Origin of the sequence: Leifsonia sp. YAF41 (assembly GCF_052113185.1) — a bacterium.
In the GTDB taxonomy this organism is placed as follows: domain Bacteria; phylum Actinomycetota; class Actinomycetes; order Actinomycetales; family Microbacteriaceae; genus Cryobacterium.
This window is the reverse complement of record NZ_JBFRCS010000005.1, coordinates 32,729-47,967: the sequence shown is the minus strand read 5'-3', so window position 1 is coordinate 47,967 and position 15,239 is coordinate 32,729. Positions and strand designations below refer to the sequence as shown.

The 15,239-nt window shown below is 65.2% G+C and carries 14 protein-coding genes, 1 tRNA gene and 1 pseudogene; 11 read left to right on the top strand and 5 right to left on the bottom strand.

What is annotated here, in order from left to right:
* Positions 1-16 precede the first annotated feature (16 nt).
* The 6 genes and pseudogenes from AB4Y63_RS06165 to AB4Y63_RS06140 all read left to right on the top strand — a co-directional run bounded on the left by AB4Y63_RS06165 (position 17) and on the right by AB4Y63_RS06140 (position 5,845).
* Positions 17-1,549 (top strand): alpha/beta hydrolase, encoded by a 1,533-nt coding sequence (locus AB4Y63_RS06165; RefSeq protein WP_441790171.1) that lies wholly within the window; start codon positions 17-19, stop codon positions 1,547-1,549.
* Between the two features lie 128 nt (positions 1,550-1,677).
* Positions 1,678-1,750 (top strand) — tRNA-Thr (locus AB4Y63_RS06160).
* An 80-nt stretch (positions 1,751-1,830) separates the two neighbouring features.
* Positions 1,831-2,814 (top strand): Gfo/Idh/MocA family protein, encoded by a 984-nt coding sequence (locus AB4Y63_RS06155; protein WP_441790170.1) that lies wholly within the window; start codon positions 1,831-1,833, stop codon positions 2,812-2,814.
* Between the two features lie 193 nt (positions 2,815-3,007).
* Positions 3,008-4,558: a D-alanyl-D-alanine carboxypeptidase/D-alanyl-D-alanine endopeptidase gene (gene dacB / locus AB4Y63_RS06150; protein WP_441790169.1), complete on the top strand. Its 1,551-nt coding sequence runs from the start codon at positions 3,008-3,010 to the stop codon at positions 4,556-4,558.
* Between the two features lie 51 nt (positions 4,559-4,609).
* Positions 4,610-5,176: pseudogene (locus tag AB4Y63_RS06145) on the top strand (isochorismatase family protein); the annotation flags it as partial.
* A gap of 261 nt (positions 5,177-5,437) precedes the next feature.
* A complete protein-coding gene (locus tag AB4Y63_RS06140; protein WP_441790168.1) occupies positions 5,438-5,845 on the top strand; it encodes a VOC family protein in 408 nt (135 codons plus the stop codon).
* Here AB4Y63_RS06140 and AB4Y63_RS06135 read toward each other — a convergent pair.
* On the bottom strand, positions 5,770-6,534 hold the full coding sequence (locus AB4Y63_RS06135) for a helix-turn-helix domain-containing protein (RefSeq protein ID WP_441790167.1): 765 nt from the start codon (positions 6,532-6,534) through the stop codon (positions 5,770-5,772). The genes AB4Y63_RS06140 and AB4Y63_RS06135 overlap by 76 nt on opposite strands.
* 179 nt (positions 6,535-6,713) lie before the next feature.
* Between AB4Y63_RS06135 and AB4Y63_RS06130 the strand changes: the two genes are divergently transcribed.
* The 4 genes from AB4Y63_RS06130 to AB4Y63_RS06115 all read left to right on the top strand — a co-directional run bounded on the left by AB4Y63_RS06130 (position 6,714) and on the right by AB4Y63_RS06115 (position 8,962).
* Entirely contained in the window at positions 6,714-7,421 is a 708-nt protein-coding gene (locus AB4Y63_RS06130; RefSeq protein WP_441790166.1) for a GAF and ANTAR domain-containing protein, read from the top strand.
* Between the two features lie 10 nt (positions 7,422-7,431).
* Entirely contained in the window at positions 7,432-8,145 is a 714-nt protein-coding gene (locus AB4Y63_RS06125) for a GAF domain-containing protein (protein WP_441790165.1), read from the top strand.
* A gap of 195 nt (positions 8,146-8,340) precedes the next feature.
* Complete coding sequence (locus tag AB4Y63_RS06120) at positions 8,341-8,520, top strand: hypothetical protein (RefSeq protein ID WP_441790164.1); 180 nt, start codon at positions 8,341-8,343, stop codon at positions 8,518-8,520.
* Between the two features lie 121 nt (positions 8,521-8,641).
* Positions 8,642-8,962, top strand: a complete 321-nt coding sequence (locus AB4Y63_RS06115) for a hypothetical protein (protein WP_441790163.1) — start codon at positions 8,642-8,644, stop codon at positions 8,960-8,962.
* Positions 8,963-9,040: 78 nt separating this feature from the next.
* Here AB4Y63_RS06115 and hpaD read toward each other — a convergent pair whose 3' ends face one another.
* From hpaD to AB4Y63_RS06095, 4 genes are all read right to left on the bottom strand, one after another.
* Entirely contained in the window at positions 9,041-10,120 is a 1,080-nt protein-coding gene (hpaD, locus tag AB4Y63_RS06110) for a 3,4-dihydroxyphenylacetate 2,3-dioxygenase (protein WP_441790162.1), read from the bottom strand.
* 170 nt (positions 10,121-10,290) lie between these two features.
* The gene (gene hpaE, locus AB4Y63_RS06105; RefSeq protein WP_441790161.1) at positions 10,291-11,784 is read right to left on the bottom strand and encodes a 5-carboxymethyl-2-hydroxymuconate semialdehyde dehydrogenase; all 1,494 of its coding nucleotides are present in this window, start codon (positions 11,782-11,784) and stop codon (positions 10,291-10,293) included.
* A gap of 47 nt (positions 11,785-11,831) precedes the next feature.
* The gene (locus AB4Y63_RS06100) at positions 11,832-12,551 is read right to left on the bottom strand and encodes a GntR family transcriptional regulator (RefSeq protein WP_441790160.1); all 720 of its coding nucleotides are present in this window, start codon (positions 12,549-12,551) and stop codon (positions 11,832-11,834) included.
* Positions 12,551-14,035 carry a fumarylacetoacetate hydrolase family protein gene (locus tag AB4Y63_RS06095; protein WP_441790159.1) on the bottom strand — a complete coding sequence of 495 codons (1,485 nt, stop codon included), beginning with the start codon at positions 14,033-14,035 and terminating at the stop codon, positions 12,551-12,553. Before AB4Y63_RS06095 ends, AB4Y63_RS06100 begins: the two co-directional genes overlap by 1 nt.
* 121 nt (positions 14,036-14,156) lie before the next feature.
* Here AB4Y63_RS06095 and AB4Y63_RS06090 point away from each other — a divergent pair, with 121 nt between their 5' ends.
* On the top strand, positions 14,157-15,161 hold the full coding sequence (locus AB4Y63_RS06090) for an aldo/keto reductase family protein (protein WP_441790158.1): 1,005 nt from the start codon (positions 14,157-14,159) through the stop codon (positions 15,159-15,161).
* Positions 15,162-15,239 lie beyond the last annotated feature (78 nt).

Sequence of the window (15,239 nt, the reverse complement as noted above, 5' to 3'; positions counted from 1 at the left end):
GAAAAGGAACCTTGCAATGAAACGAACTCGTGCGTTTGCGGCGGTGGCTGCCGCCCTGGCTCTCACCATCGGGCTGAGCGGCTGCGTGTCGCTGTTTCTGCCTGACCCGGCGCCGAGCACCTCTGTTCCGGTCTCGGAGAAGGTCGACCCGGCCCTCGCGCCGTTCTACAGCCAGACGCTCACCTGGTCCAATTGCGGATCGGGCCTGCAGTGTTCGACGGCGAAGGCGCCGCTCGATTGGTCCGACCCGGGCGTCGGAAGCGTCGACCTCGCCCTGGTCCGCCAGCCGTCGACCGACAGCTCCCGCATCGGCTCGCTGCTGGTGAACCCGGGCGGTCCGGGCGGCTCGGGATATGACTTCGTCAAGGATTCCCTCGACTACGCCGTCGACAAGCGTCTGCAGAAGAACTTCGACATCGTCGGCTTCGACCCGCGCGGTGTCGGCCGGTCGACAGCGGTGAAGTGCTACGGCCCGGCCGAAATGGACGAGTACCTTTTTGGTCTTGTCGACGCACCGCGCGGCACGGATGCGTGGATTGCTGAGCAGGAGAAGATCGCCGCTGATTTCGGCGCGGCCTGCCAGGCAAACACGGGTGCCCTACTCGGGGAGGTCGACACGGTCAGCGCCGCACATGACCTGGACCTGCTGCGGGCCGTGCTCGGTGACACGCAGCTTCACTACCTCGGCTACTCGTACGGCACCTACCTGGGCGCGGTTTACGCCGGCCTCTACCCCGACAAGGTCGGGCGTATGGTGCTCGATGGCGCACTCGACCCGTCGGCCAGCAACTTCGATGTCACGCGCACACAGGCGCAGGGTTTCGAGAGTGCGCTGCGTGCCTATCTGAAGGATTGCCTCGCCGGAGAGGACTGCCCGTTCGACGGCACCGTCGACGACGCGATGGGCACCATCCATGCCCTGCTCGAATCGGTCGATGCCAGCCCGATCACGGCCTCCGACGGTCGCCAGCTCGGGTCGAGCACCTTGTTCACCGCCATCATCTTTCCGCTCTACCAAGCCGGCGCCTGGCCGGTGCTCAGCGATATGTTCACCAGCGTGATGCACGGCGACGCCGACACGGCGTTCAAACTCGCGGATGCCTACAACGGACGGTTGGAAGACGGCACCTACTCCGATAACTCGACCGAAGCGTTCACCGCGATCAACTGTCTCGATTACAGCTACAACGACGATCCCGCCGCGATGCGCGCCCAGGCCGCCGAGCTCGCGGCAGCAGCCCCGGTGATCGGCCCGTTCATGAGCTTCGGTGACATCAGCTGTGCAAACTGGCCCCACAAGACCACCGTGGAGCGCGGCGAGATCCATGCGCCCGGCGCTGCCCCGATTCTCGTTGTCGGCACCACGAACGACCCGGCGACGCCATATTCCTGGGCGGTGAGCCTGGCCAAGCAGCTCGAGAGCGGACACCTCGTCACCTATGAGGGTGAAGGTCACACCGCCTACAACAAGTCCAATGCCTGTGTGAATGACACGGTCGACGACTATCTGATCAACGGGACGGTGCCCGCCGCCGATCCGAAGTGTTGATGCGCTGATGTGACGTGCTGACGTGACGTGCGGACGTGACGTGCTGACGTGTACGTGACTCCTCGCTGGATCGGGTAAGCTATCTTCTTGTGTCACCGCGTTCTTCTTCGGAGGAGCGTGTGGATCAAGCCGCCTTAGCTCAGTCGGTAGAGCGATTCACTCGTAATGAATAGGTCATCAGTTCGATTCTGATAGGCGGCCCGACAACTGGTCACCAGCCCTCGCCGGCTGGTGGCCAGTTTTCGTTTAACGAGCATCCCGCGGCGCGCTAGGCTCGCGGCATGACTGACGCGCTTCGCTGGGGAATCCTGGCCACCGGTGGCATCGCCCACGAATTTGCCCACGACCTCGTGCTCAACGGGTTTCAGATAGCCGCAGTCGGCTCCCGGTCGCAAACCGGCGCCGATGCCTTCGCCGCAGAGTTCGGCATTCCGACGGCCCACGCGAGCTATGAAGCCCTGGTCGCCGACCCGAATGTCGACATCGTCTACATCTCCACGCCGCATCCGTTCCACGCCGCGAACGCGGCACTGGCCCTGAACGCCGGCAAGCACGTGCTGATCGAGAAGCCGATCGCTCTGAACGCCGTTGAGGCGCGCCAGATCGTCGATCTGGCCGCGAGCAAGGGACTTCTCGTGCTCGAGGCAATGTGGACCCGGTTTCTGCCGCACATGGTGCGCATCCGCGAAATTCTCGAGGCGGGAACGCTCGGCGAGGTGCGCACCCTGATCGCCGACCACACCCAGAGGCTTTCCGAAGACCCCGAGAACCGCATCAATTCGATGGCGCTCGGCGGCGGAGCACTGCTCGACCTCGGCATCTACCCCCTGTCGTTCGCTCACGCTCTGTTCGGCCAGCCGGAGAGCATCCTCGCATCCGCCACCTTCAAAGAGACCGGCGCGGATGCTCAGGTGGCGACGATCTTCCGCTACTCGGGTGGCCGGATCGCCTCGACCCTCTCGGCCAGCGACACTCGTGGGCCGAACGCGGCGACGATCCTCGGCACCACGGCCCGAATCGACATCGACCGGGTCTGGTACTCGCCGACGACGTTCCGGGTGATCGACAACAACGGTGTCGTGCTCGAGTCGTTCAGCGCCGAGGTCAACGGTCGGGGGATGCACTATCAGGCTGCCGAAGCCGAGCAGTTGATTCGCGCCGGAGCGCTCACGAGCACCATCATGCCGGCCGAGGAGTCGGTTGCGATCATGCAGACCCTCGACGCCGTGCGGGAGCAGATCGGTCTGCGCTACCCGGGCGAATAGCCGCACGGGGGAGGGCCGCGCGGCGCCGGGCCTGCGCCCGGCTCGCGCCGAGCTCGTCGCGGTCAGCTAGACCGCAAGAATTGCGCAACGGTCACCGTGCGCCGCACAGATTGTGCGGCACGCGGTGACCGTTGCGGTTTTCGTGACAGCCGCTCGGAGGGGTCTCCCACCCCGCGATGGCTAAAATATGGGGGTGCAAGAACCTGACCCCGAGCTGACCGGCCGCCCCGACTCCGCGACGCCTGCCGACGCGACACCCGCCGACGCGAGCCCTGCCGACACGACGGATGCCGCATCCGCGTCGACAACCCAGCCGCAGCGTTTGGGATTCCTCGGTTTTCTCAGCCGCCACCGAGTGGCCTCCAGCGTCGTCGCCGGGGCCACCGTGTTCGCGCTTCTGGGCACGGGCGCGGTCATGGCCGGAGCGTCAACCGGATCGCCGTCGGCGTCGTCGGCCGCCGTGACCTCTCCGACGTCCACCCCGACTGCCACGCCAACCGTTCCGCCGCGGGCGGTTCCCGCCGGTGAAGCCGTGGCCAGCAGACTGCGCACCTGCAGCGTCGCCAGCCTCGCCACCGACCCCCGACTCGGCAGCTTCCAAGGGCAGGTCGTCAACGCGAACACGGGCGAAATCCTCTTCGACCGCGGCGGCAGCACCCCGTCGCGCACCGCGAGCGTACTCAAAGTCCTCACCTCGGCCGCGGCGCTCACCGTGCTCGGCCCCGACTACCGGGCCACCACCACGGTCGTGGCCGGCAGCGAGCCCGGCTCCATCGTTCTCGTCGGCGGCGGCGACCTCACGCTGTCCCGCACCAGCACCGGAGACGAATCGACCTACCCGGGCGCCGCGCACCTCGACAGCCTGGCCGACCAGGCAATCGCAGCCTGGAAGGCGAACCCGGCCACCGCCGGCACCCCGATCACCTCCCTCGTTCTCGACTCGTCGTTCTTCGGCGACCCGGGCTGGGAACCCAGCTGGAACCGCAAGGAACTCACCGACGGTTACATGCCTGAGATCACCGCCCTACAGGTCGATGGCGACCGCGACAATCCCTACCGCAGCACGTCGGAGCGCAGCGAGGACCCCGTCGGCCGCGCCGGCGAGGCCTTCGCCGAGCTGCTTCCCGGCTCGGTCAACGTCACCAGGGGCACGGCCCCGGCCGGCGCCGCAGTGCTCGGCACCGTGCAGTCTGCGCCGGTCTCCACGCTCATTCAGCAATCACTGATCGTCTCGGACAACGCGATCGCCGAGATGCTCGGCCGCCTCGTCGCCGTTGAGTCGGGCGCCGGAAACACCTTCGCGGCGATGGCCACCTCAACGGTCGCCGGGCTGAAGCCGTATGGCATCGACACCACCGGCATCGTCATTGCCGACGGTTCGGGACTCAGCGACAACAACGCGGTACCGCCGTCGTACCTCACCCAGCTGTTCATCAAGATCAACGCCCGCGAGGGCAACCTCGGCGTGATCTTCGACGGCCTCCCGATTGCCGGGGAGAGTGGGTCACTCAGCTACAGCGACAGGTTCTCCGGCGACAACTCGGTGGCCGACGGCGCCGTCTTCGCCAAGACCGGGTGGATCGACACCGGGTACACCCTGTCCGGGGTGATTCACGCGGCAGACGGCACCCCGCTCACCTTCGCCGTCTATGCCCTCGGCGACGTAGACGACAGCGCCAAACAAGCCATCGACACGATCACCGCCGGATTCTTCAACTGCGGAGACAACCTGTCGAACAATTGAGTGTTTGAATCAGAGAAGCTTGAGTCGGGAACGAGTGAAGAGGAGCGAACCGTGGCCAGAGCACTGTTCATCATTGACGTTCAGAATGATTTCACCGAGGGCGGTGCTCTCGGCGTCGACGGAGGCACCCAGGTCGCCGCCGGGGTGAGCGAACTCTTGGCGCAGCATCCGCTCTACTACGACAGCGTCTTCGCCTCCCGTGACTGGCATGACATCGACAACGACAACGGTGGTCATTTCGCCCGGGATGCTGCGCCCGATTTCGTGACCACCTGGCCGGTGCACTGTGTGGCCGGCACCCCCGGCGCCGAGTACCACCCGGCACTGGTGACCGACGCGGTCACCTTTCACATTCGTAAAGGGCAGGGCAAGGCGGCGTACTCCATCTTCGAAGGCACGACAGAGGCAGGCGAGAGCGTCGGCGCGCTGTTGACCGCGCGCGGTGTGACGGATGTCGACATCGTCGGTCTCGCGACCGACCACTGTGTGCGGGCCTCGGCGCTCGACGCGCTTGATCACGGCCAGCACGTGCGGGTGTTCACCGACCTGATCGCGGGAGTCGCGGCGACGGCGAGCGAAGCGGCCTTGGCCGAGCTCGCGCATGCCGGCGCGGTGCTTGCGCGGTCTGAAACGATCGTCGACGAGTCGGCTGCCGAGGAGCCGGCTACTGAGGAGACGGCTACTGAGCAGCCGGCCGCGGAAATGCCGGATGCGGCGGTGCCAGCTACTGATTCACCGGACGCTGACTCGCCGGCCGACGATGCCGAGGACGGCGACGAGGAGTGGGCCGGGCACTCCTGATTGACTGGCTGCGCCTCGGACTCGCCTGATGTCCGAATCGTTCAAGACGGGGTGAAGCCCGCTTTGTAGTCTGTCGGTATGAGCATTCACTTCAGTTTCATCGGCCTTGTCGTGGCCGACATGGCGCGTTCCCTCGACTTCTATCGGCGCCTCGGGGTGCCCATCCCGGAGAACTCAGATGCCGAGCCGCACGTAGAAGCGACCCTGCCCGGCGGGCTGCGCCTGGGCTGGGACACCATCGACACGATCAGAACCTTCGATCCTGCGTGGAGCGCACCGACCGGGAGCCACCGCGTGGCGTTGGCGTTCGACTGCGAGTCGCCGGCCGGGGTCGATGCGGCCTTCGCAGACATGGTGAGTGCCGGGTTCACCGCGCATGTCGAACCGTGGGATGCCTTCTGGGGGCAGCGCTACGCGACGCTTCTCGACCCCGACGGCAACTCAGTCGACCTGTTTGCAGCGCTGACCGACTCGCCGGCCAGCTGACCGGGGGTGACACCGGCCAAGGCTCGTACCTCACGGGACAGATGCGGCTGGTCGGCAAAGCCGCCGAGGGCGGCCACGTCGGCGAGGGGGAGGCCCCGCTCGAGCATGGTGAGAGCGCGCTGGAAGCGGAGGATGCGTTGGAGAGTGCGCACCCCGTAGCCGAAATCATCGACGGCGCGTCGGTGAAGCTGGCGCGAGGAGAGACCGAGTCGATCGGCGATGCGACCTGCGGACAATCCGGCGTCGGCCAATTGAAACAGTCCCCGGCTGCGATGGGCGCGGCCGAGGTCGAGAGCGTCGAGGCGGGCGACGATCAGTTGGTCGAGGGTGTGGGCGAGCGTGTCGGCATCCGTTGCCCCGCTGGATTGCAAGCGCTCGGTCATCGGGTCGACGAGTCGTGAGGCCCAGATCGTGTCGAGGGGGATTCGCTGGTCGGTGAGTTCGTAGGCGGCTGTGTGGAGGAGAGCCGGAGCGAAGCCCGGTGCGAATCGGATGCCCGCCGTGGGTCGTCTCGGCACGGCCTGGGCGAACTGGGCGTGAGTGTCTGCTCCGGCGACGATCAGTCGATCGCCGAGCCAGATGATGTCGATGGAGCCGTCGGGAACGATTCGAGTTGCGCCGGCGAACTCCGTCGAATCCGTGCGCCAGAGCGTCGCTCCGGGAACGTGGGACGGGAGCTCGCGGTACATCCCTCAAGTATCCTCTCGGCCGGCCTCGTCAGAAATCTCATGCGCCCCGGCCCACGCGGTACTCTGAAATCACGTCGGCGAGCCGCAGCTACGGGTGCGCTGTCGGATTCAGATCCTTCATATAGACCGCGGGGGTAACGTGGCTGTTTGGTATCTTCAGTTTGACGGGGGGACGCGTCATGTCTGAGCGCAATGCGATGGCTGTGGCCACTGGTGAGCTCTCGAATGCCTTTGAACGTCGTACCAGCCTGTGCCATCCCTTTCTCGCGGTTCTCCCGATTGACGGCGCCGCAATTTCGATGCTCGGGGCACCGTTCGGCATCGAGACGGTGTGTGCGACAAACCCGCAAGCCGCGCGGGTCGACGAATTACAGATCGACCTCGGCGAAGGCCCGAGCTGGGACGCCTTTTCCCGGCGAGCACCTGTGTTTGCCTCCGACCTGACCCAACCTGGCCGATCGGCCTGGCCGATGCTCCTTGCGGCTCTTTCTGCGGATGCGGTCGGTGCGCTGTACGCGTTTCCGCTTGCCGTCGGATCGCTCGAAATCGGGGCGGTCGAGCTGTACGCCGAATCTCCCGGCGAGCTCACCTCGGCGCAGGTCAATGACGCAATAGCCCTGGCCGATCTCGCGGCGGTGCAGCTGCTCAAACGGGCGATGGCTTCGCACGAATTGGATGCACAGTTTGTGCCCGGTGAGAAGGAGTACTCCCGTCGGGTCGAGCATCAAGCAACGGGCATGGTTCTCGCGCAACTGAACGTGACAGCCGCCGACGCCCACATCATCATCCGGGCACACGCCTTTGCGCACGGCAGATCAGTACGTGAAACGGCGAATGCAATTGTCGAACGTCGACTTGACCTATCGTCTCCGAATACCGAGTTTTAGAATAAAGGGTATGGCGTTGAAGACCAGAGAGATTCAGCTCGTCGAGACATTTGTCGCCTTGGCGGATACCCTTGTGGCCGGATACGACATGGTTGACATGTTGCACACGCTGGTCGAGAGTTCCGCGGAGATTCTTGACGCCTCGGCCGCCGGCATCCTCCTGGCAGATGCCGACGGCGAGCTGGAGGTCGTGGCGTCGACTAACGAACGCAGCCTTCTTGTCGAGTTGATGCAGCTGCGTGTCGGCGGCGGACCCTGCTTCGAATGCGTCACGACTGGCAAGCCGATCGCGGTGCCCGACATCGACCAGGTGGGCCCGCGCTGGCCGCAGTTCCGCTCCGCTGCGTTGGAGCAAGGATTCGTCTCGCTTCAAGCCGTTCCTCTGCGACTGCGTGACACGACGATCGGCTCGCTCAACCTGTTCTGGGAGCAGCCCCGGGTGCTCGATCGGGGCGACGTAGATATCGCACAGGCACTCGCCGATGTCGCGACGATCAGCATCCTGCAAGAACGCGCGATTCGGGAGAACGACATCGCGAGGGAACAACTTCAACGCGCCCTGAACAGCCGTGTCTTGATCGAGCAAGCCAAGGGGGTGGTGGCCCACACGCGGAACGCGACGATGGAAGACTCATTCGACCTGATCCGTAGCTATGCGCGCGCTCACCAGTTGGCACTCGGCGATGTCGCCGCCGGTATCGTCGCACGCACGTTGGAACTCTAACCGGCGTCACCTGTGCCGATTGCATGAGACCACCGGTTGCATGCGGTTGCATGAGTACCGGTGCATGAGCAGGCTAAAACAGGCCGACTGTATCAACCGGTAGCGTCAGATTTGATGCCGTTCTATATTTAAGAGAAGCCCCAGACCCCGGCCGGATTGTAACTATTCAAATCGCGAGGAATCGGGAGTCTGGCGATGAAACTTTTTCTTCTTGACAGCAATCCGGCTGTCACCGATGCCGATCCGGATGTTCCGGACGACATCGAGACGGTGGCACCCGACGAGCGACCGGCACATCACAACGACGACTCGAAGTATCGGGCGTGGGAGTTCGACGATGCCGATCGAGCGATGGTTGAAGACCTCAGCTACTGACGTGGAATCGCGGTCACTGCCGCAGCGCGTCCACGCCACTTTGTCACTGAGCTAGCGGCGGCTCCGGCGGCGCCCGATCGGGCGCACGCCCCCTTCTCTTCAACAGCGAAGGAGACCGGGAATGATGCACATCTTCCACACCAGCGGATCGATCCTGACGGGAAGCGATCTGGGTGAGGCGTTGTTGCTTTACGCGAATGCATTGACCACACAGCGCCACAAAGACACCGTGGATATGTTGGTCGTCGATGAGCGAGGACGAACCGCCCACGCCGCTGTCGTCATCGGCTACGGCAGCCCGGTCGCCGGGTTTCCGGCCAAGGGGACGGGGCGCGAGCTCGTCGACCCCGACCGGCTCGATGCATTGTGCCGGCGCACGCGCGATGAATTGATGCCGGCGGGAAGCACGAGCAAGATCGGCGAACGTACGCTCCTCGACTGATGAGAGGAGTCGACCGGCCGTGAGTCAACCAAGCTTCGGGGTGCCCCGCTGAAATGCGCGGGGCACCCCGATACATGGTTAAAGCGTGTTGCCGAGCTTGAAACCCTTCTCCACGTCACCCTCGCGGGTGTACGAGAAGCCGTCGGCGCCGACCGTGACGGCCATCTCGCTCGCGTCGGTGCGCGCCACGATCGGCTGTGGGTTGCCGTCGAGATCGAGCACAAGCGAGGCATCGGTGTACCAGCTCGGCACGACAGCGTTGCCCCACCAGTCGCGGCGCTGGTTGTCGTGCACATCCCAGGTGACGACGGGGTTGTCGGGGTCGCCGGTGTAGTAATCCTGCGTGTAGATCTCAACCCGGTGGCCGTCGGGGTCGGTGATGTAGAGGTAGAACGCGTTCGAGACGCCGTGGCGTCCGGGGCCGCGTTCAATCACATCGGATTTGCGCAGGGCGCCGAGCTTGTCGCAGATGTAGAGGATGTTGTGCTTCTCGTGCGTCGAGAACGCAATGTGGTGCATCCGCGGACCGTCGCCACCGGTGAGGGCGGTGTCGTGCACGGTGTCCTTGCGGCGCATCCAGGCGGCGTAGGTGACGCCGTCTTCATCCTTGATGTCCTCGGTCACCCGAAACCCGAGATCTTCCATGTAGGCACGCGCACGCGGCACATCGGGGGTGACCTGGTTGAAGTGGTCGAGACGCACCAGAGCGCCGGCGCCCATCAGCTCGTAGTGCCAGGACATCCGCTCGACATGGTCGACCTGGTAGAAGAACTCGTACGGAAAGCCCAGCGGGTCTTCGACGCGCACCGAGTCGCCGATTCCGTTGACGAAACCCTCGGAGCGACGCTCGACGCGACAGCCGAGCTCGCGAAAGTAGGCCTCGGCGATGTCGACGTCTTCGGGCGTGCGCACCCGGTAGCTGAACGCGGCGACGGCGGCGACCGGGCCCTGGCGCAGCACCAGGTTGTGGTGGATGAATTCCTCGAAGGAGCGCAGGTAGATGGAGTTCTCGTCTTCTTCGGTGACGACGAGGCCGAGGATGTCGACGTAGAACTCACGCGAGGCGGCGAGGTCGGTGACGACGATCTCCATGTAAGCGCAGCGCAGGATGTCCGGGGGCGCGATGGAGGGGGTGGGGATGGGTGCTGTGGTGCTCATGATGTCTCCTCGTTGAGTATTTGCCGTTGATCGAGGAGCAGCCGGAGGCCGCGTCTCGAGATCTCGCGAGCCAGTCTCTGAACGCGGGTTGCGTTTGAAGATCGACTCGCGTGGTCTCGAGACGGCCCTGGCGGGCCTCCTCGACCAACGAGTTGGCGAGTTCTTGTTTTTTAGTGGGCGCCGAAGCGGGCGGTGTGCACAGCGCCGAGCGTGATGTGCACGGCCTGCTGGTCGGTGTAGAAGTCGATCGAGCGGTAGCCGCCCTCGTGGCCGAGGCCCGAGGCCTTGACGCCGCCGAACGGGGTGCGGAGGTCGCGCACATTGTGCGAGTTCAGCCAGACCATTCCGGCCTCAATCGACTGGGCGAAGGTGTGGGCGCGCTGCAGGTTGCTCGTCCAGATGTAGGCGGCGAGGCCGTACTTCACGCCATTGGCGAGAGCCAGCGCCTCCTCGTCCGTGTCGAACGGGGTGATCGACACGACCGGTCCGAAGATCTCCTCCTGGAAGATGCGGGCACTCGGGGCGACATCCGCGAACACGGTCGGTGCAACATAGTTGCCCTCCGGCAGGCTCTCGGGACGACCGCCACCAGCGAGCAGGCGGCCTTCGCCCTTGCCGATCTCGACGTAGCTCATCACCTTGGCGTAGTGCTCGGGGTGCACAAGCGCGCCGACCTCGGTCTTGGGGTCGTGCGGGTCGCCAACCACGATGTTCTTCGCGCGGGCGGCGTAGCGGGCGCAGAAGTCGTCGTAGATGCTGCGTTCGACGAGGATGCGGCTGCCGGCGGTGCAGCGCTCGCCATTGAGCGAGAAGACGCCGAACAGGGTCGAGTCGATGGCGGCCTCGAGGTCGGCGTCGGCGAAGACGATGGCGGGAGACTTGCCGCCGAGTTCCATCGACATGCCCTTGAGGTTCGCCGCGCAGTTGCGGTAGATGGTCTGGCCGGTGGTCGTCTCGCCGGTGAAGGAGATCAGTGGCACGTCGGGGTGCTTGACCAGCGCGTCGCCGGCCTCTTCGCCGATGCCGTTCACGAGGTTGAAGACGCCGTCGGGCAGGCCGGCGGAGCGGAAGATCTCGGCCCAGAGGCTGGCCGACAGCGGGGTGAACTCGGCCGGCTTGAGTACGACGGTGCAACCGGACGCGAGGGCAGGGGCCAGCTTCCAGCTCTCGAGCATGAACGGGGTGTTCCAGGGCGTGATCAGCCCGGCGACGCCGACCGGCTTGCGGTTGACGTAGTTCACCTGGAGGCCAGGAACCTTGTAGGTGTCGTCCGCCTGAGCCACGATCAGGTCGGCGAAGAAGCGGAAGTTCTCGGCCGCGCGCTGCGCCTGGCCGAGAGCCTGTGTGATCGGCAGGCCGGTGTCGAAACATTCGAGTTCGGCGAGGCGGGCATCCTGCGCTTCAATCGCATCCGCGATCCTGTTGAGGATGCGCGAACGCTGACGCGGCTTCATGCGCGGCCACGGGCCGTTGTCGAAGGCGTCCTTCGCGGCGGCGACGGCGAGGTCGATGTCCTCCTGCTGGCCGGCCGCGGCCGTCGCATAGGTCTGGTTCGACACCGGGTCGAGCACGTCGAAGGTCTTGCCCGAGACGCTGTCGACGAACGCGCCGCCGATGAAATGCTGAATCGACGACGGCAGCCCGTCGGGAATGTAGTGGTTCATCTGTGTCTTTCCTCCATTGGATCAGGCAGATTGGGGGCAGGGCTGAATCAGTAGGCCGTCGCTGCAGCGTTGCCGGTCGGCAAGGGAGCCTCGGCCGGCTGAGCTGCAGACGGATGTTTGTGCTCGGCCTGGTACGCCAACATCGCGTCGAGCGTTGCCGTGCGGTGAGCTCGTGCCGCGAGTTCGATCTCCAGTGTGGGCGCCCCGCCTTCGATCAGTCGCAGCAGGTTTTCGTGTTCCTGCACCGATGCGCGGGACCGGCCCGGCACAAAGCTGAAGGTGGAGTCGCGCAGCACGTTCATCCGGTTCCAGCCGCGGTGCACCAGGTCGAGAATGTGCGGGTTCGGGCATTCCTCGAACAACACGGAGTGAAATTCGAGGTTCAGCTGGGTGAACCGGTGCGGGTCGAAGTCATCGAGACAGGCGATCATCTGTGCGTTGATGACGCGCGCCCGGGCGAAGTGATCGGCGGTGAGGGTTGGCGCCGACAGCGCCGTCGCCGCGCCCTCGACGATGCTCAGGGTCTGCATGGTGTGCAGGTATTCGGTCTCCTGGATCATCGCTACCTGCGCGCCGACATTGCGCTCAAAGGTCACGAGTCCTTCGGCTTCAAGCAAACGAATCGCTTCGCGCACCGGCACGACGCTGACGTCGAGTTCCTTGGCAATCTGACCGAGCACCAGACGAAAGCCGGGCACGAAACGGCCGTCGTTGATGCGCTCGCTGATCCACTGGTGAGCCAACTGGGCCTTGCTGAGGGAAGGCATCAGACACCCGGCCATTCGAGGTAACGCTTCTTCCAGGCCGCGTTCATCGGGAACAAACCGTCGACCGGCTCACCGGCCGCGACCATCTCGGCCACAAAAGCCTCTTCGCGCTCCTGCACGATCGCCGCGTCGACGACTTCTACGACAAGCGCAGGAGGAATCACGATGACACCGTCTCCGTCGCCGACGATCACATCACCGGGCTGCACTGCCGCGCCGCCGCAGGCGATCGTGACGTCGGCGTCCCACGGCACGTGACGGCGGCCGAGCACCGAGGGGTGCGGGCCCTGAGAGAAGGTGGGGATATCGAGGGACGCGACGATATCGAAATCACGCACGCCGCCATCTGTGACGATTCCGGCGGCGCCGCGCACTTGGGCGCGCAGCGCGAGCACGTCACCGACTGTGCCCGTTTCACGCACGCCGCGGGCGTCGACCACCAGCACCTCGCCGGCATTCACCGTATCGAAGGCGCGTTTCTGAGCGTTGAAGCCGCCGCCGTGCGATTCGAAGAGGTCGGGGCGGAACGGCACGAAGCGCAGAGTGCGGGCGCGTCCGACCATCTTCGCGCCGGGCTTGTTGGCGGCGACGCCCTCAATCGAAATGTCGTTGTAGCCGCGGCGGCGCATCTGCACGCTGAGTGTTGCGACGCCGACGCTCAGGATGCGTTCCCGTAGTTCGGGCGTGAGCTGGAAGGCGGGGGCGGATGCCTGCGGTGCGGCGGGGATGGCCGCTGCAGCGAGCCCGGCGGCTTCCGCGCTGCCCCAGGCTTCGGTGCGCTGCAGGTCGTCGACGCTCGGCTTGGTGCCAAAATCGCCGAACGGTTCGGTGCCCGCAGTGATCGTGGTGACCAGACGGCCGCTGGTTGGCGCACCCGGCGCGGTCGGCGCATCCACTTCGACTTCGACGACGTCGCCGGGGCGGGCGACCGAGGATCCGGCCGGGGTGCCGGTGAGGATCATATCGCCGGGCTCGAGCGTCATCAGCTGGGAGAGGTCGGCGACGAGCTGGCCGAACGGAAAAAGGAGGGTGTCGGTGGTGTCTTCTTGCACGAGCGCGCCGTTGACCCAGGTGCGCACGCGGAGGGCGGCCGGGTCGATGTCGATGGAAGGAATGACGCCGGGGCCGATCGGGGTGAAGCCGTCGCCGCCTTTGGAGCGCACGTTCGACCCCTTGTCGGCGGCACGCAGATCGTAGAGACCGAAGTCGTTGGCTGCCGTCACGCCGGAGACGCGCGACCATCCTTCGGCGGGGGACACACGGCGGGTGCGCTCGCCGATGATGAGGGCGATCTCGCCCTCGTAGGCGAGAAGTTCGGTGCCGGCCGGCCGCTCGAGAACCTCGCCGGTGGCGGAGATCGAGGAACTCGGCTTCAGAAAGTACGACGGCTGGGCGGGAATGCGGCCGCGCTGTTCGGCACGCGAGCGATAGTTCAGGTGCACGGCGATGATCTTGCCCGGTGTAGTGAAGGTCTCGTTGCTCATTACGTCCTCGTCGATCGTGGTATCACAAATGATATACGATCTGGCGGTGGTTGCCAAGGATGGTGATCGAGAACCACCGAAATCACTAGGCCATCAGCGATCGAATTCGTAGGCTGAGCCCATGGACTATCGCTTCTTGGGCGCTTCGGGCCTCAAAATCTCTGAAATCACCTACGGCAACTGGATCACCCATGGCTCCCAGGTGGAAAGCGATGTCGCGAGCACCTGCGTTCGGGCAGCGCTCGACGTCGGAATCACCACCTTCGACACCGCCGACACGTATGCCAACGGCGCGGCGGAGGACGTGCTCGGGGCGGCGCTCGCCGGGCAGCGCCGGGAATCCCTCGAGATCTTCACCAAGGTGTACTGGCCAGTCGGGCCGAAAGGGCCGAACGACACCGGCCTCTCACGCAAGCACATCATGGAGGGCATCAACGGCTCCCTGCGACGGCTGCAGATGGACTATGTCGATCTCTATCAGGCGCACCGCTTCGACTACGAGACCCCGCTGGAGGAGACGATTCAAGCGTTCGCGGATGTCGTGCGCTCCGGCAAGGCGCTCTACATCGGTGTCTCGGAGTGGAACGCCGAGCAGCTGCGCGCCGGTCAGGCTCTGGCCCAGCAGGCCGGATTCTCAATCGTGTCGAACCAGCCGCAGTACTCCGCATTGTGGCGGGTCATCGAGGCCGAAGTCGTGCCGGTGTCGAAGGAGCTCGGGATCGCCCAAATCGTCTGGTCGCCGATGGCCCAGGGCGTGCTCTCCGGAAAATACCTGCCCGGTCAACCGGCACCGGAGGGAAGCCGCGCCACGGACGACAAGGGCGGCAAGAACTTCATCTCGCGACTGATGGAAGAACCTGTGCTGACCGCGGTGCAGAAGCTGCGACCGATCGCCGACGACCTCGGGCTGAAGATGTCGCAGCTCGCGATTGCCTGGGTGCTGCAGAACGACAATGTGTCTGCCGCGTTGGTGGGGGCCTCCCGGCCGGAGCAGATTATCGAGAATGTCGCAGCCGGTGGCGTGCGTATCCCGGCGGAGCAGATGACGGCGATCGATGCGGCGCTAGGCGCCGTTGTCGTGCGCGACCCGGCGCTGACGGTGAGTCCGCCCGCGCGGGTCGTCTAACGCTCACCCGCTCAACCCCGCCGAGAACCCGCCGAGTTTGACACTTTCGGTCGAGACACCCCGATGTGCCGGGGATTC